A 16,845-nucleotide genomic window follows, 5' to 3' on the forward strand; every position below is an offset into this window, starting at 1 on the left:
AAGATGCCGGCTCGTCCGCAGTGATCGTTACCGTGAACACTGCCGTGGATGCGCGGCGAGCGGGACCCCCCGTCGGGGTCGGGACCGGGGAGCCGCGGCCGTCCGGAAGCGTCGACGCGCCTCCGGACGGCCGCGTCGCTCAGCGCGTCAGCGTGATGCTGTCGAGCTCCGCGAACCCGGAGCCGCCGGCGAAGAAGGGGGAGCCCTTCGCGAGCCGGATCACGTTGAAGCCCGCCTTCAGATCGACCTGCCGCGAGACGGAGGAGCCGAAGGCGCCCCACGATCCCGTCGACGGGTAGGAGACGGTGCTGAAGGCGCTGCCGTTGACGGCGAGGCCCTGGGTCGAGGTGCTCGCTCCGCCGTTGGCGTAGCGGATCCCGAGCCCGTAGCTGCCGGCGGTCGGCACCTCGACGACGAAGTCGACGAAGCTGTCGCTGCGGGCGTTCGACGAGCCGTCGATCCGGCCGACGTAGCCGCCGTTCGAGGCCGAGCCGGAGGAGAGCAGCGCGGCGTTCACGACGGTCGCGTTCTCCGCCTCGTAGACCTGCTGGTAGCTCGTCGTCGGACCCGCCGCCGGGGTGACGACGAGCTGGTAGGCGCCGAGGTAGTCCTGGCTCGTCACCGGGACGGTGACGGTCCCGTTCGTGATCGGCAGGGTCTGCGTCGACACCGTCGTGGGCGCGTCGACGTTGGTCATGCGGCCCGACCGGGGCGTGTAGTTCAGGACCACCTTGGCCGAGGTCCCGAATCCGGTGAGGCCCTTCACCTGCACCTGGTTGTCGCCGAAGGTGCCGCCGAAGGCCGCGTTCACGATCTTCCGGCTGGAGTCGTAGGACGCGAAGCCGTCGAGGTCGCCGGACGGCGTGACGGCGAGCATGTTCCCGGCCATCTCGCCGTACCACTTGTAGAGCCAGTAGGAGCCGGTCGGCCGGTTGTTCCAGACCAGGCCGCCGACGGTGCCGGACTCGTACCAGTAGGCGCGCTCGGCGTCGTGGATGCCGGTGCGCTCGAACTGGGCGATGAAGTGCGCGGCCACACTCGGCGTGTCGATCTGGCTCGGCGAGCCGTACTCGTTGATGGAGATCGGCCGCGGCGAGATGCCGAGATCGCGCTCGATCGAGCGGTAGTCGGCGACGTGCTCGTCGATGTCGTTGTAGACGCCGTCCTCGAGCTCGTGCCAGACGACGACGTCGGGCAGAGTGCCGTCGGCCTTCGCGCGGGCCATGAACGAGCGCATCAGGTCGGGGTAGTAGCGGCTGTAGCTGGGGCCCACGATCGGAGTGATCGTGTCCTGCAGCTTGACCTGCCGGTAGGTGCGGGTCCAGCCGTCGAGGTAGGGGCCGGCCTTCGCCGTGTCCCAGGTCCCGTCGGGCTCGTTCCACAGCTCCCAGCCGTTGATGTTCGTGGTGGCGGTGGCGTCGAGACGGGCCTTCACCATCGCGTCGATCTTCTGCGTCCAGTCCGCCCAGCTGATCCAGCGGTACGGGAAGTCGGGGTACACGTCGGGCATCCGCGCGTAGGACTGCGCTCCGTCCCGGGTGAAGGTGCCGGCCACCTTCAACACGTCGCCGGTCGGCGTCGTCGCTCCGTTGCCGAGCTGACCGACTCCGGGGGCCGGCTGCGTGTGCTGCTTGAGGCGCAGCGGCGTCAGCAGGCCCGGCGCCGGGTCGTTCGGCGTGGCCAGCGCGTACAGGCCGCCGGCGCCGACCCGCGTGACGGGTCCGACCGACGTGCTCGCATCGACGACGAGCGTGTTGCCCGCGGCGGACGCGGGCAGAGTCGGGGCGACGAGCGTCGCGGCGAGAGCGGCTGCTGCCGCCAGACCGAAAAGCTTGCGAAATCTACTCACAGAGAGCTCCTTTGCAGTGTGAATCGCACCCGAGGAGGCCGTCTTCGCTGGCCTGCGGGTGGTGAGATCGACCGTAGCCAGCCCGGGGAGTTAAAGAAAGTAGTTTCGGTGTTTCGGTCGCCCCGAGGCTGTGACCCCTGCTCGCGGAGCGCGCACGGGCGAGCCGGTGCCCTCCGACCCGAACGGAGGGCACCGGTGCTCGAGCGGGCGCCGGGCCCTGCGTCGAGCCGTCGCCGGCGGATCATCCCGGCCCCTGCGGGAGCGATGCCGTCCGGCCCCCGGACGCGTTCCTCGCGCTGGGCGACGAGGCCGGTCCGGAGCTCCGGTCACCGGCGCGGAGCGCGGTGGACCCCTTCTTCGCCGGGCCCGCACGCGCGCACGTCATCGGCGGGGGATGCAGATGTTCTCGGTAACACTTTTCTGCACTCGGGACACTAATGATGTCCGCCGCCGGTGTCAACGAGTGCGACAGGGGTACGCGGACCTCCTCGCTTCCCGGCCATCCGTCGTCGAGAGCACGGTCCCTGCGAGATCGCACACCGCCCGCACGCGGGCGGTCAGTCGGCGGCGTCGCGCGAGACGCGCAGCTCCCGGCTGATCGCGCGCAGTCCGGTCTCGAGGGCTTCGAGCTCCTCGAGCGAGAGGCGGGAGAGCACGTCCTCGCCGAGCTCCGGGCGCGCGGCCATCAGCTCGCGGACGACGGCCCGGCCGAGGTCGGTGGCGTGGATGCGGCGGACGCGCTGATCGGCCCGGTCGGTCTCGCGGACGACCAGGCTGCTCGCGGCGAGGCGGTCGATGAGCTTCGACATCGACGGCATCGAGACGCCGAAGCTCTGCGCGAGGCCCGCGCCGGTCGCGCCCTCCTCGGTCGTGACGATCACCGAGAGCGCCTTGAGCTGCTGGATGGTGAGGTCGGTCGTCAGCAGCGGCGCGAGCACGCGGGGGATCGAGCGCACCGTGATCGCGATCGACAGCCGCTCGATGTCCGAGAGGGCGCGGGCGCGGGGATCCATGAAGCCACCGTAGGACTCGGCGGATCCCCAGGAGAAGTACTTAGTTCCGGGCTAACCTTTTCGGACAGCAAGAAACCGATCCGGAGTCGTGTCGGCGCCCGCGGGGGAGTCCCGCCGTCGCCCCGTCCCGGGGTCCGTCGTCGCGCCGGCGCGCGTGACGAGAGCGAGCCCGCATGACCGACAGCACTTTGACCTCCGACTCCCTCACCCCCGACGACGAGCGCCGCCTCGAGGCCGCCCGCGAGAGGTACCGCGCCGAGCGCGACCGCCGGACCCGCCCCGACGCCGCGACGCAGTACCGGCGCGCGGCGGGGGAGTTCGGCTACTACGCGAAGGACCCGTACACGGAGCGCGTCGAGCGCGAGCCGGTGACCGACCGGGTCGAGGCGCTCGTGATCGGCGCCGGCTTCGGCGGTCTGCTGACCGCGTCGCGGCTGCGTGAGGCGGGGGTGGAGTCGCTGCGCCTGATGGACGAGGCGGGCGACGTCGGCGGCACCTGGTACTGGAACCGCTACCCGGGCGTGCGCTGCGACGTGGAGTCCTCCGTCTACCTGCCGCTGCTGGAGGAGGTCGGCACGATCCCGTCCGAGCGCTACGCGCCGGGGGAGGAGATCCGCCGGCACGCGGTCGCGATCGCGGAGCACTACGGGCTCTACCGCGACACCCTCTTCCAGACCCGCGCGACCGCACTGACCTGGGACGAGGACGCCGACGAATGGCTCGTCGAGACCGACCGCGGCGACGCCTTCCGCGCCCGCTTCGTCGTCACCTCCTCCGGCACCCTCACCCAGCCCAAGCTGCCCGGCATCCCCGGCATCGAGACCTTCCGCGGCCACACCTTCCACACGTCGCGCTGGGACTACGGCTACACCGGCGGCACCCCGGACGGCGGACTGACCGGCCTCGCCGACAAGCGCGTCGCCGTCGTCGGCACCGGCGCGACCGGACTCCAGGTGATCCCGCACGTCGGCGCGGACGCCCAGGAGCTGATCGTCTTCCAGCGCACGCCGTCCACGGTCGACGTCCGCGACAACCGGCCGACGGATCCGGAGTGGGTCGCGTCGCTGCGTCCGGGTTGGCAGCGCGAGCGGATGGAGAACTTCCTCGCCGTGCTCGCGGGCGAGCCGGTCGACGAGTCGCTCGTGCAGGACGGCTGGACGAGGACCGTCGAGCTGCAGCGTCAGATCCTCTCCGGCGCCGTCGACACGTCGATCCCGGCCGAGGAGCGCGAGCGGCGCGACGAGCTCGCCGACCTCGACACCATGGACCGGCTCCGCGCCCGCGTCGACCAGGTCGTCGAGGATCCCGCGACCGCGGCGGCGCTCAAGCCCTGGTACCGCTACATGTGCAAGCGCCCCGGCTTCAGCGACACCTACCTGCCCACCTTCAACCGCCCGAACGTCCGCCTCGTCGACACCGCCGACACCGGCGGCATCACCCGGATGACCGAGACCGAGGTCGTCGTCGGCGACACCGCCTACGAGGTCGACTGCGTGATCTTCGCCACCGGCTTCGAGGTCGGCATCTCCGGCGTCATGTCCGGCACGCTGCCCGTCGTCGGCCGCGACGGCCGCAGCCTCCTGGAGGCGTGGGCCCGCGGCCCGCGCACCCTGCACGGCTTCTCGACGCACGGCTTCCCGAATCTCTTCCACCTCAGCGGCATCCAGAACGCCAACTCCGTCAACTTCGCCCACATCCTGCTCGAGCAGGCCGAGCACATCGCCGCCGTCATCGCCCGCGGCCGCGAGGTCGGCGCCAGGTACCTCGAGCCCACGGCCGAGGCGGAGGAGGCGTGGGTCCGCACGATCCAGGAGACCGCGGCCGACACCCGCGCGTTCCAGACCCAGTGCACGCCCGGCTACTACAACGGCGAGGGCACCCGCTCCATCGGCGGCGCTTCCTACAGCCCCGGCCCGATCGCGTTCCACCGCCTGCTGCGCGCCTGGCGGGAGGACGGGATGGGCGACGTGCTCGTCGGCGCCGGCGTCGGAGCCTCGCGATGAGGCGGCCGGCGATCGCCGTCCCGGTCCTGCTCGCCGGTGCCCTGGCGGGCTGCACCGACGCGGGCGACCCCGCAGCCGCACCCGCGCCGGCGACTCCGTCGGTCGTCACCGCCGAGCGGGTGCTGCAGGTGACGGAGGTGCACGAGACGACCGGCATGACCCTGCTCGAGGGCCCGACCTTCGGCCCCGACGGCGGCCTGTACGTCGTCGACGTCACCGCCCCGCCCGGCGCCGGCAAGGTGCTCCGGATCGACCTCGACGAGGAGACCGTCGAGCCGGTCTGGACCGACGACGCCTCCGCGCTCACCTCCGCGCAGTTCCACCCCGGGGACGGGCGGCTCTACGTCACCGACTTCCTCAGCGGTTCCGTGCGGAGCATGACCGCCGAGGGCGAGGACGTCCGGGACGTCGTCACCGGCCCGATCGACGGCGTCCCGATGCAGCCGGACGACATCGCGTTCGGCGAGGACGGCGCCCTCTACGTCACCGACGCCGCCGGCGCGCAGGACCCGTACTGGGAGGCGTCCGGCCGCGTCGTCCGCGTCGACCCGGCGACCGGTGCGGCGACCGTGCTGGCGAGCGAGCTGCCCTCCCCGAACGGCATCGCCTTCTCGCCCGGCCACGGCGAGCTGTGGGTGAGCCTCAACACCGGCAACCGGATCGACCGGATGACCCTCGCCGAGGGCGGCGCCGAGATCGCGACCGCGTTCCCGGCGATCCACCCCTCACCCGGCATCGGCCAGGTCGACTCGATCGCGGTCGACGCCGACGGCAACCTCTACGTCGGCGTGCATGGCCGCCCGGAGATCCTCGTCTACGACACCTCAGGCGCGCTCCTGCAGACCGTCTCGGTTCCGGCGGACGAGTCGACCGGGCTGAGCTCTGCGACGAACATCGCGATCGAGCCCGGCACGACGCGGGCCTACGCGACGATCAGCGGCGCCGACGGCGGCTTCGTCTACGAGTTCCCGGCACTGGCGGCGGGCGTCCCGCAGTGAGCACGCGACCGCGCCCCGGACGTGGAGCCCGGGGCGCGGTCGCTGCCGCCGCTTCTCAGATCGTCTGGCCGGCGTCGGCGAGCAGGGTGCTGCCGGTCATGATCGAGGCGAGATCACTCGCGGCGAAGAGGACGACGCGCGCGATGTCGTCCGGAGTGCCGATCCGGCCGATCAGGCTGCTCGTCATCACCGGCATGTCCGGAGCGGGTCCGTCGCCGAGCGCCGCAGCTCCCGCCGCCGCGGCCGCGAGGTTGCCCTCGGTGGGGACGAAGGTGGGCGCGACACCGAGCACGCGGATCCCCAGCGGGGCGAACTCGAGCGCCATCTGCTTGGTCATGCCTCGGACGGCGTGCTTGGACCCGACGTAGGCAGCGAGTCCCGGCGCGGTGCCGCGGAAGCCGGCGGTCGAGACGATGTTGACGATCACGCCGCCATCGGTCATCCGGCGGGCGGCCTCGCGGGAGCCGTTGAAGACGCCGCGGGTGTTCACCGCGAAGACCTGCTCCCAGGTCTCGTCGGACATCTGCGTGACCGGGACGGCGGGGAAGATCCCGGCGTTGTTGACCCAGATGTCGATGCCGCCGAGCTCCTCCTCGACGCGGGCGGCCGCCTCGGCGACGGAGGCGGAGTCGGTCACGTCCATCCGCACCCCGAGGGCGCGCGAGCCGGGCAGCCCCGCGGCCGCGGCCTCGGCCCGGCCCAGGTCGAGGTCGGCGACCGCGACGGCGGCTCCGGCCTCGGCGAGCCGGGCGGCGATCGCCCGGCCGAGCCCCTGCGCGCCACCGGTGACGACCGCGCGGCGGCCGGACAGATCGAGCAGCTGCGCGACGGGGACGGCGGTCGCGTCGACGAACGCGGCGCTCATCGGGCGACCTCCGCGCCGAGCGCGTTCTCCGCGGCGACGCGGCCGAGCCAGGCGAGGCTGGGCTTGGGCGAGCGGACGAAGGTCTCGCGGTCGACAGCGATCAGGCCGAAGGTGGGCTCCCAGTGGCCCCACTCGAAGTTGTCGAGGAGCGACCAGTGCAGGTAGCCGCGCACGTCGACGCCCTCGTCGATCGTGTCGGCGAGACCCTGCAGCGCCTCATCCGTGTAGCGGATGCGCTGAGTGTCGTCGGCGGTCGCGATGCCGTTCTCGGTGACGAGGACGGGGACGCCCTGCGTCACCTCCCAGGCGTGGCGCACCGCCATGGCGAGCGCGTCGGGGCGGTAGGCGGTGCCGACGAGCGTGTTGTCCGGGTGCGGCGGGTGCGGGACGAGACCGCGTGCGTCCACCTCCTGGCTGGAGTAGGCCTGCACGCCGACGAAGTCGTCGCCGCGGCTGCCCTCCCAGTAGACGTCCTCCTTGCCGAGGCGGATCTCGAGCAGCTTCTCCTCGCCACCGGGGGCGGCGGTCAGTGCGCCGGCGGCGATGGTCCAGCCGACCTTGGCCGAGGTGCGCTCGCGCACGATCGCGCGGGCGGCGTGGTGGATGCGGGTGAACATCCGGCCGAGCTCGGGGTCGGCGTAGGTGAGGAAGTCGCCGTGGGACGCCTTCTCTCCGCCTCCGTCGTCGGCGGCCTCGACGGTCGGGCTCTGCCACTCGCCGCTGCCGGCCTCGCTGAGCCGGCGCATCGCGGTCATGATGGCGGCCTGCATGTTCGGCTCGTTCATGGTCACGACCCACTCGACGCCGTCGAGGATCGTCGTCGCCTCCGTGACGAACCGCTCGAACAGCGTCGAGGCGTCCTCGGCGGTCCAGCCGCCGTTCTCGGCGAACCACTGCGGGGTGGTGAAGTGCTGCAGCGTGACGACGGGGGTGACGCCGCGCTCGAAGCAGAACTCGATCATCCGGCGGTAGTGGGCGAGCTCGGCCCGGGAGAAGTGCCCGCGCACGGGCTCGATCCGCGACCACTCGAGGCTGAAGCGGTAGGCGGTGAGGCCGGCGTCCGCGAGCAGCGCGATGTCCTCGCGGTAGCGGTGGTAGCTGTCGCAGGCGTCGCCGGAGAGCTCCATGCCGGGCATCATCTGCTCGCGGGCCCACCAGTCGCTGTTCGTGTTGTTGCCCTCGATCTGGTGGCCGGCGGTGGCGGAGCCCCAGAGGAAGCCGGTCGGGAAAGCGGTCATGATCGTCCTTCGGTCTGCGCCGTCGCGAGGACGGCGGCGTGGTCGGGTGCGTCGTGGTCGGGCGCGGCGTGGTGGGGCGCGTCGTGGTCGGGTGCGGCGTAGGCGGCGGGCAGCGGCCGGGCGGCGCGGGTCGCACCCGGGGCCAGCGGGAGCTCGTACCCGTCGGGGAAGAGCAGCCGTCCGGAGGTGCCCTCCGGCAGGTCGACGTCGACGACGAGGTCGTCGCCCTCGCGGCGCCACTCGACGCGGAGGGTGCCCTGCGGCGACTCGTGGGTTCCGCGGGCCCAGTCGAGGTCGGGACCGGGGACGGGCGCGACGACGACGGAGCGCCAGCCGGTCGAGTCCTCGTCCTGGCGCAGCCCGAGCAGGTGGCTGTGCAGGAAGCGGACGACCGCGCCCTTGCTGTAGTGGTTGAGCGACTCGTGGGCGTGGCCCGCGTCGTCGATCCCCTCCCAGTCCTCCCAGACCGTGGTGGCGCCGCGGTCGAGCATGTGCAGCCAGGACGGTGCGGTGCGCCGGCGCAGCAGGGAGTAGGCGACGTCGGCGCGTCCCGCCTCGGTCAGCACCGGCAGCAGGTCACCGGTGGAGAGGAAGCCGGTGCCGAGGTGGTCGTCGGCGGCGTGAATGAGCTCGACGAGCCGGTCTGCGGCCGCGGCCCGGAGGTGCTCGGGGACGAGTCCGAAGGACAGTGCGCGGACGTAGGAGGCCTGCGAGTCGACGGAGGTGATCCCGTCCTCGCGGAGGTAGGCCGCCTGCCACGCCTCCCGGATCCGCTCGGCGAGCGCGGCGTAGCGGTCGGCGTCGGCGCTGCGGCCGAGCAGCCGCATGACCTGCGAGAGGGTCGCGGTCGAGCGGTGCAGGTAGGCGGTGCCCACCTCGCCCTTGTCGGCGGTGAACCAGGCCATCGGGTCGGCCTGCACCGGGTCGATCGGCCGGCCGTCGGCGTCGTGCTCGCGCGGCTCGATCCACTCGCCCCAGTGGAAGGTGCCGTCCCAGAGGAACTCCTCGAACCACTCAGGCTCGGGGGAGCGCTGCACCCGGACGTGGTGGCGCTTCGTGCGCGCCTGCTCCAGCGCCCACTCCACCCAGCGGATCATCGCCGCGACGTTCTCCTCGAGGACCAGCCGGTCGCCGGACTCGCGATAGAGCTCCCACGGCACGGCGACGATCGCGTCGCCCCAGCCGGCGGAGCCGGTCATCTGCGCGAACTGCTGGTCGACGTGGTGCTTGATGCGGCGGCCGTCGGGGGAGAAGTTCGTGATCCGGCCGTCGTCGAGCTGGTCGTCGCGGACGGAGCGCAGCCACTTGCGGGTGAAGCCGTGCACGTCGAAGAGACGCGTCGCCGTGGAGACGAACACCTGGTAGTCGCCGGACCAGGCGAGCCGCTCGCGGGTCGGGCAGTCTGTCGGCACGTCCACGGCGTTGCCGCGGAAGCTCCACTCGGCGATCTCGTGCAGGCGGACGAGGTCGGGGTCGCTGCACGCGAAGGTGCCGGCGCTCTCGAGGTCGGTGTGCATGATCCGCATCGAGGCGGTCGACGGGTCGAAGGGAGCGCCGTGCCGGGTGATCCGGGCGTACTGGAAGCCGTGCACGGTGTGCCGCGGCTCGAAGACGTCGGGGGTCGCCCCGGCGACGACCTCGTCGCGCTGGACGAAGAGCGTCGCCGGCTCGCCGGGGCGGTGGGAGTCGAGATGGGCGGTCGACAGGTCGCCGTCGGGGCCGCAGTGCTCGCCGAACTCGAGGACGGTCCGGGTGCCCTCGGGGCCGAGCTCCTCGAGCCGGAGCCGGCCGGAGGCGTTCTGCCCGAAGTCGAGCACCCAGACTCCCGGGCGGACCTCCCGGGCGCCGACCGGCCCGCGGGCCTCGATCACGCGGACCGGCGGGGCGGGCGACCACTCGATCGCCGGGGCGTCGACGACGTCGGCGAGGACGGGCTGCGCCGGCGCCTCGGCCGCCGTGAGGTCGAGGGTCTGCCCGTCCATGAGGCCGGCGCCGGTGATCCGGGAGGGTGCGCTGACCCAGGAGTCGTCGGTGCCGATGACGCGGTGGCTGCCGTCGGCGAGCTCGAGGTGCAGCTCGGCGCGGAAGCCGAGGGTCGTGCCCCATTCGGCGGGCACCCGGAAGGCACCGACCTCGCCGCGGTACCAGCCGTCCGAGAGCTCGACCTCGATGCGGTTCGCGCCGGTGCGCAGAGCGTCGGTCACATCGGTCGCCTGGGCGTGCAGGGTGCGGTCGTAGGAGGTGGAGCCGGGGGAGAGCTCCACGGCGCCGACCCGGCTGCCGTTGATCGTCGCGGTGTACAGGCCCAGCGCGGTCGAGTAGAGGCGCGCACTGCGGACCTCCTGCTCGAGCTCGACGTCGACCGAGAGCAGGTGCGCGGGCCGCCGGCCGGCGGGGCCGTCCGCGTCCTCGTCGTCGGCGGCGGGCGTGGCGGGGGAGATCCACGGCGCGGTCCAGTCCTCCGCGAGCAGGCCCACCTCGAAGGCGGCCCAGCGCGACCACGCCGCACCCGGCCGCTCCGCGCGGACCCGCCACTCGACCCGGCTGCGGCTGGGGAGGGCGGCCCAGGGCCACTCGACGAAGGTCGACGAGGTGGCGTGGGCGACGGGCAGCAGCCGGTCGTCGACGACAGCGTCGATCTCGTAGCGCTGGGCGGCGCCGCCGACGGGCAGCTTCCAGGAGAGTCGGGGCGAGTCGGTCGTGGTGGGCACGCGGTCTCCGCCGCTGTCGACCGTCAGGGCGAAGGGAGCGGGTGGGACCTGCTCGTCGTGGGCGCTCATCGAACCGCCTTGACCTTGGCCGCGATCATCAGACCGCCGATCAGCGCGAAGGATGCGCCGACCAGGTAGAGCAGGGTGTAGTTCTTCTCGGCGCCGATCGCGCCGATGCTGATGATCGCCGCGGCGATCAGCGGAGCGACCGCGCTCGGGATCTTCTGCGCGAAGGCGACGACAGCCATGTAGCGGCCGGCCTCGCTCCGATCGGGGAGGATCGCGAAGATGATCGCCTGGTCGACGGTCGCGAAGATGGCGATCGCCAGCTGCATGAGCACCGCGCCGATGATGAGCTGCGGCAGTGACCAGGCGAACGCCTCCGTCACGGCGCCGCCGACGAAGACGACGGCCGAGATCGCGACGAAGAGCCGGCGGCGCTTCAGCCGGTCGGAGAGGAAGCCGCCGAGCAGCGCCCCGCCGGTCGCGGCGACGACGCCGAGCATGCCGATGCTGGCCACGACTCCGGCGACCTCGCGGACGGGCAGGTCGAGCCGCTGCGCGTAGAAGAAGGTGCCGAACGTGGTGTTGAAGTAGAGGCCGATGAAGAAGACGAAGCGGCCGAGCCAGTTCCAGGAGAAGTCGGGGTAGCGGCGGACGTCGAAGCCGTAGCTGCGCACCACGGAGCCGAGGGTGACGGTCGCACCGGCGGGAAGGGACTTCGAGCTGCCCTCCGGCTTGACGAAGGGGAACACCGCGATCAGGATCGCGCCGATCAGGCCGGGGATCGCGAAGACGAGGAGCGTGCTCGAGGACACGGCGTAGGCGATGCCGATGCCGAGGATGGGGGCGACCTGGTTCATCAGATTGGTCAGCGCCGAGACCTTGCCGCGCTGCGAGTCGGGCAGCTTGTCCGCCTGCAGCGTCTGCACGGCGGCCCCGGAGATCGACCAGCCGGCCATGCCGAGGACCCAGCCGCAGCCGACCAGGAGCAGGTTCGGCGCGAAGCCCATCAGCAGGAGGCCCGTGAGTCCGATGCCCGCGCCGAGGAAGAGGAACGGCGTGCGGCGGCCCCAGCGCGAGCGGGTCCGGTCGCTCCACAGCCCGACGAGCGGGCTGATCAGCAGGTAGACGACCTGGGCGATGCCGGTGATGACGCCGAGCAGCTGCTCCTGCCCGGGCGCGAGCTCCGAGATCCGCAGCGCGATGCCGTAGGAGAGCGGCACCATCATCGCCATCGAGCCGCCGAAGCTGGCGAGCATCAGCCAGAGGATGTAGCTGCGGCTGACCGGCTTCTGCGCCTCGGCCGCGCCGGGGCTCGCCGCGTCGATCGGCGGCACCGCCCCGGGCTCGGCGGCCGGAGCGGCGGGAGAGGTCCCGGCGCCGGCGGGGACGTGGACTTCGGGATCGTGCGTGGTCACCGAGACTCCTTCATCAGGTGGCGTGCGCCCGCGGCGTCGCGGGGACCGGAGCGTCGATGCTCCGGTGAATGGTGACCACCGTGGTCACCTTTCGAACTGTAACCAGTGTGGTTAGCTTTGACAAGCGACAGCGGGAGTGAACTCCCCGCGACGGAGGAGGAGCCCGTGACGACCGAGACCGAGCAGACGGACGCGCCGACCCGCGGCCGTCGAGGGCCCTATGCGTCCACCCCGGCGCGGAGGGCGGAGATCGTCCGCGCCGCGTCCGCGAGCTTCGCCGAGCACGGCTTCGAGCGGGCCTCGCTGCGCGACATCGCCTCCCGCGCGAATCTCACCCACGCCGCTCTGCTCCGCCACTTCGCCACCAAGGACGAGCTGCTGCTCGAGGCCCTCCGGCAGCGCGACGCCGACGATATCGCGCTCGCCGAGCGGATCCTCGCCTCCGAGCACTCGCCGGAGCAGGTGCTCTCGAGCGTCTTCGCCGAGGAGTTCGCCCACCCCGAGCAGCAGCGCAACTGGCTCGCGATCACCATCGCCGCGACCGACCCCGGTCACCCCGCGCACGACTTCTTCGTGCAGCGGCGCGACCGGGTGCGCGGCTACTTCTCCACCACCCGGCTCGCGGCGGCGCAGGACGGCGAGGAGGTCACCGCCGACGAGAAGATCACGCTCGTCCTGGCGATGATCGACGGGCTGCGCATCCAGTCGCTGCTCGACCCCGATCGCCGCGCGCTGCCGCTGCTCGACGTGTTCCTGCGGCTCATCGCCTCACCCTGATCGGACGACGGAGGAGCTCGATCCGCACGACCCGGAGGTCGTGGGCCGGGAACATGAAGTAGCGCTCGTCCCCGTTCAGCGTGCGGCCGGGCCGCCACTGCCCGTCGACGACGGTCCCCTCGGTCAGCGTGTCCCACTCGACGAGCTCGCCGGAGCGGGCGAAGCGGACGGAGGCACCGCGAGCGGCGACGAGGAACGCGTCCCCGCCGAGGTGGATCACGACGCCGTAGCCGGTGACGACCGCGGCGGTGTCGCCCGTGCCCTCGCCGAACATGCCGCGGGTGTCGAGCGGGCCGGAGGCGGTGACGGAGTAGCCGCCCAGCTCGACCGTCCCGCTCGCACCGGTGGCGAGCCGGAAGCCGTGGATCCGACCGTCGATCTGGGCGTCGGTGATCACGGACGACAGCGACTGCAGGACCTCGAACTCCCGGAAGAGCTCCTCGCGGTCGAGCACGTCCTCGATCCCGAAGACGTGGAAGCCGAGCGCCCCGTGGGCGCCGACAGCCACGCTCGCCAGTCCCGGCTCAGGGCGCGCCTCCGGCACGAGGATCGCGTTGCCGACGACGTCGAACGAGGCGACCGCGCCTCCGAAGTCCTCGATGTAGATGTCCGGCGCGAGCAGCGCGAGGGCCGGTGCACCGATCTGCCAGACATCGATCATCCGGGCCACCGGTCCGCCGCTGGGGTACTGCCCGGGCAGTGCCGCGTTCGGCTGCGGCCCGAGCCAGGCATTGGTGAACAGCGGCAGCGGGTACTCGCGCTCGCCGGCCGCCGCCACGTGGTTCACGAACCGGCTGAAGGCCCAGGCCATGAAGACCTCGTCGGCCTCCCGGCCGCTGCCGAAGACCTCCGCCCAGCTGCCGACGGAGCGCGCCCCGTGCGACCGCCACAGCTCGCGAAGCCAGGGCTGCAGCATGTCGCCTCGCTCGGCGAGTCCGTCGAGAAGTGCCCGGGGCACCGGAGCGGACCAGGCCGCCTCGGCGAGAGGACTGCGATCCCGGCTGTCGCCGAGGAGGCCGACTTCGTTCTGCACCTGCACAGCGATGACGGTGTGGTCGCGATCGACCTCGCGCAGGTGCGCCATCAGCGCCGCGAAGGCCCGGGCGTCGGCGCGGAGCAGCTCCTCGCCGAAGACGCTGAGGATCGGCCCGTCGAGGCTGAAGCGGCCGGTCAGCAGGTTGTCCTCGTCGCGCTCGGCCCGCGGGAAGCGCTCCTCGTCGCGGCGCACCCAGCTGGGCGCGTAGGACGATTCGGCGTTCTTGTAGGAGCCGAACCAGATCAGGATCAGCCGGATGCCGCGCTTCCGCGCCTGGGCGATCTGATCATCGACGGCGATGAAGTCGTAGGCCCCCTCCTCCGGCTCGACGAGCTGCCAGCTCGCCGCGCCGATGACGGAGCGCACACCGGCGGCATCGAGGCGGTCCCAGACCGGAGCGAGATACGCGGGGCTGGACGGGCTCGAGTTGTGCAGCTCGCCGCCGAGCGCGAGGAACGGCTCGCCGTCGACGATCAGCCGCGAGCCGGAGCCGCGGCGCTCGATCCTGGGGAAGGGACGATCGGCGCTCATTGGACGGACCAGCCGCCGTCGGAGGCGAGGACGGCGCCGTTGATGTTCACGCCGTCGTCCGAGAGCAGGAAGCAGATCGAGGCGGCGAGCTGCTCCGCGGTCGCGATCGTCGGGATCATCGCCTGGAACGGCTGCAGGCGGGCCGAGCCCTGCTCGGACATCGTCGGGGGCATCGGGATGCCGGTGGCGACTCCGCCGGGAGCGACCGCGTTCACCCGGATCCCCTGCGGGCCGTACATGAAGGCCGCCGAGCGGGTCAGGCCGAGGACGCCGTGCTTGGAGACCGTGTAGGCGTTGCCGGAGCTGTTCCCGCGGAGCGCCGCCTCGCTGGCGACGTTGACCACCGAGCCCCGGCCGGCGGCGAGCATCGTCGGCAGCACCGCGCGGAGCACCTTGAACGGTCCGGTCAGGTTGATCCCGATGACGCGGTCCCAGACGGCGTCGCTGGTCTCGTGCGCGGGGGAGAAGTCGTCGTTGATGCCCGCGACGTTCGCGAGGGCGTCGATCCGGCCGTCCGCCGCGGCGACGATGGCGTTGACGTCCGCCTGCGCCGTGATGTCGGCGCGCACCGCGACCACCCCGAGACCGGAGTGGCTCGCCACCAGCTCGTCCAGGCGCTCCGCCGAGACGTCGACGGCGATGACGCGGCCGCCCTCGCGGGCGATCCGGGAGGCGGTGGCGCGGCCGATGCCGGAGGCGGCGCCGGTCACGACGACCGTGCGGCCGGCGAAGCGTCCGGGCGTCACCTGCTCGGCCCAGCCGGAGGGCTCGGCGTCGGCGGGGAGGACTCCGTCGTTCGCGGCGAGCACCAGCTCGTCGATCACCGACTGCGGCATGCGCCCGTTGCTGACGGCGACGAGCTGCTGGAGGGGGAGGCCGCGCAGCGGCGCGAGCATCTCCTCCTGCGTGCCGCTCTGCTCGAGCAGGGCGCGCACGAGCGGCCCGCCCTTCGGGTGGTCGAGCCATTCGCCGATCGTGCTGCCGGCGGTGACGGGGGCTGTCGTGCTCACGGTGTGCTCTTCTCTGATCGAGGGGAAGACGGTCGAGGGGACGACGGTCACCAGTCGTGGACGGTGCCGTCGGCGAGGCGGTTGTAGGGGAGGTAGGCCTGCACGTAGGGGTACTTGCCCGCCTCGTCGACGTCGAGCTCGACGCCGAGGCCGGGCTCGTCGCCCGGGTGCAGGAAGCCGTCCGTCCAGGTGAAGGACTGCCGGAACGTGGCGTTCGTCTTCGCGCCGTGCTGCATGTACTCCTGGATGCCGAAGTTGTGGATCGCCAGGCCCAGGTGCATCGCGGCGGCCATGCCGACCGGCGAGATGTCGGTCGGGCCGTGCATGCCGGACTTGATCTGGTACTGCGCCGCGTACTCGAGGGTCTTCTTCAGCGCGGTGATGCCGCCCATGTGCGTGACGGCTCCGCGGACGTAGTCGATGAGCTGCTCGCGGATGAGGTCCTTGAAGTCCCAGACGGTGTTGAAGATCTCGCCGATCGCGAGCGGCGTGGTGGTGTGCTGGCGGACCAGGCGCAGCGCCTCCTGGTTCTCGGCCGGCGTGCAGTCCTCGAGCCAGAACAGGTCGTACGGCTCGAGCGACTTGCCGAGCTTCGCGGCCTGGATCGGCGTCATCCGGTGGTGGCCGTCATGCAGCAGCGGCAGCTCGGGGCCGAACTCGTTGCGCACCGCCTCGAACACGGTGGGCAGGTGGCGCAGGTAGGAGCGGGTGTCCCAGTCCTCCTCGGCCGGCAGGCCGCCGCGCTGGGCGGGCTCGTGGTCGTAGCGGACGCCCTTGTTCGCCTCGGCGGTGATGTTCGAGGCGATGCCGTAGATCGACTTCAGCCCCGGGACGGCCGTCTGCACGCGGATCGAGCGGTAGCCCTGCTCCTGGTGCGAGCGGATGCTGTCGAACAGCTCGCTGTTCGTCTTGCCCGAGGCGTGCCCGTAGGCCATCAGCCCGGTGCGGGAGGCGCCGCCGAGGAGCTGGTAGACCGGCATGCCGGCGGCCTTGCCCTTGATGTCCCAGAGGGCCATGTCCACGGCGGCGATCGCGGCCATCGTCACCGGGCCGCGGCGCCAGTAGGCGGAGCGGTAGAGGAACTGCCAGGTGTCCTCGATGGTCGACGCGTCGCGGCCGATCAGCAGCGGCACCACGTGCTCGCGCAGATAGGCGACGACGGCGAGCTCGCGTCCGTTGAGCGTGGCATCGCCGAGGCCGGTCAGGCCGTCGTCGGTGGTCAGCTTCAGGGTGACGAAGTTGCGGTCGGGACTGGTGACGATGACGTCGGCTCTGTCGATGCGCATGCGGCGGTCTCTCCGGTCGGGCCCGCGGGGAGCGCGTCGCAGGCGGTGCGGCGACGGCGCGGGCACGGCCAGTGAAACAGACGCGTCGGTGATTTGGCAAGCGGTTC

The 16,845-nt window shown here is 72.1% G+C and carries 12 protein-coding genes; 3 read left to right on the plus strand and 9 right to left on the minus strand.

What is annotated here, in order from left to right:
• Positions 1-139 precede the first annotated feature (139 nt).
• Positions 140-1,849: a CBM35 domain-containing protein gene (locus tag C1I64_RS06300; RefSeq protein WP_208645091.1), complete on the minus strand. Its 1,710-nt coding sequence runs from the start codon at positions 1,847-1,849 to the stop codon at positions 140-142.
• 557 nt (positions 1,850-2,406) lie between these two features.
• Positions 2,407-2,862, minus strand: coding sequence for a MarR family transcriptional regulator (locus C1I64_RS06305; protein WP_127886593.1), 456 nt, complete (start codon positions 2,860-2,862; stop codon positions 2,407-2,409).
• Between the two features lie 173 nt (positions 2,863-3,035).
• Here C1I64_RS06305 and C1I64_RS06310 point away from each other — a divergent pair, with 173 nt between their 5' ends.
• Both C1I64_RS06310 and C1I64_RS06315 read left to right on the plus strand, forming a co-directional pair.
• Complete coding sequence (locus C1I64_RS06310) at positions 3,036-4,865, plus strand: flavin-containing monooxygenase (RefSeq protein ID WP_127886594.1); 1,830 nt, start codon at positions 3,036-3,038, stop codon at positions 4,863-4,865.
• Positions 4,862-5,863 (plus strand): SMP-30/gluconolactonase/LRE family protein, encoded by a 1,002-nt coding sequence (locus C1I64_RS06315; protein WP_127886595.1) that lies wholly within the window; start codon positions 4,862-4,864, stop codon positions 5,861-5,863. The genes C1I64_RS06310 and C1I64_RS06315 overlap by 4 nt, the downstream gene beginning before the upstream one ends.
• Positions 5,864-5,918: 55 nt before the next feature.
• On the opposite strand, the gene C1I64_RS06320 is transcribed toward C1I64_RS06315, so the two are convergent.
• The 4 genes from C1I64_RS06320 to C1I64_RS06335 are packed head-to-tail and all read right to left on the minus strand — an operon-like array spanning position 5,919 to position 12,098.
• Positions 5,919-6,728 (minus strand): SDR family NAD(P)-dependent oxidoreductase, encoded by an 810-nt coding sequence (locus C1I64_RS06320; RefSeq protein ID WP_127886596.1) that lies wholly within the window; start codon positions 6,726-6,728, stop codon positions 5,919-5,921.
• Positions 6,725-7,966 (minus strand): glycoside hydrolase family 1 protein, encoded by a 1,242-nt coding sequence (locus C1I64_RS06325; RefSeq protein WP_127886597.1) that lies wholly within the window; start codon positions 7,964-7,966, stop codon positions 6,725-6,727. The genes C1I64_RS06320 and C1I64_RS06325 overlap by 4 nt, the downstream gene beginning before the upstream one ends.
• The gene (locus C1I64_RS06330) at positions 7,963-10,746 is read right to left on the minus strand and encodes a family 78 glycoside hydrolase catalytic domain (protein WP_164874459.1); all 2,784 of its coding nucleotides are present in this window, start codon (positions 10,744-10,746) and stop codon (positions 7,963-7,965) included. Before C1I64_RS06330 ends, C1I64_RS06325 begins: the two co-directional genes overlap by 4 nt.
• A complete protein-coding gene (locus C1I64_RS06335) occupies positions 10,743-12,098 on the minus strand; it encodes an MFS transporter (RefSeq protein ID WP_243586858.1) in 1,356 nt (451 codons plus the stop codon). Before C1I64_RS06335 ends, C1I64_RS06330 begins: the two co-directional genes overlap by 4 nt.
• A gap of 165 nt (positions 12,099-12,263) precedes the next feature.
• On the opposite strand from C1I64_RS06335, the gene C1I64_RS06340 reads away from it, so the two are divergent.
• The gene (locus C1I64_RS06340) at positions 12,264-12,875 is read left to right on the plus strand and encodes a TetR/AcrR family transcriptional regulator (RefSeq protein ID WP_127886598.1); all 612 of its coding nucleotides are present in this window, start codon (positions 12,264-12,266) and stop codon (positions 12,873-12,875) included.
• Here the strand turns inward: C1I64_RS06340 and C1I64_RS06345 are convergent.
• Genes C1I64_RS06345 through manD form a run of 3 tightly spaced genes read right to left on the minus strand, consistent with a single transcriptional unit; the run spans position 12,859 to position 16,738 of the window.
• The gene (locus C1I64_RS06345) at positions 12,859-14,442 is read right to left on the minus strand and encodes a GH35 family beta-galactosidase (RefSeq protein WP_127886599.1); all 1,584 of its coding nucleotides are present in this window, start codon (positions 14,440-14,442) and stop codon (positions 12,859-12,861) included. The two genes, C1I64_RS06340 and C1I64_RS06345, sit on opposite strands and share 17 nt — an antisense overlap.
• Positions 14,439-15,452 (minus strand): SDR family NAD(P)-dependent oxidoreductase, encoded by a 1,014-nt coding sequence (locus C1I64_RS06350; RefSeq protein WP_127886600.1) that lies wholly within the window; start codon positions 15,450-15,452, stop codon positions 14,439-14,441. Before C1I64_RS06350 ends, C1I64_RS06345 begins: the two co-directional genes overlap by 4 nt.
• Before the next feature lie 47 nt (positions 15,453-15,499).
• A complete protein-coding gene (manD, locus tag C1I64_RS06355; protein WP_127886601.1) occupies positions 15,500-16,738 on the minus strand; it encodes a D-mannonate dehydratase ManD in 1,239 nt (412 codons plus the stop codon).
• Between the last annotated feature and the right edge of the window lie 107 nt (positions 16,739-16,845).

The organism is Rathayibacter festucae DSM 15932 (genome assembly GCF_004011135.1).
GTDB lineage: Bacteria > Actinomycetota > Actinomycetes > Actinomycetales > Microbacteriaceae > Rathayibacter > Rathayibacter festucae.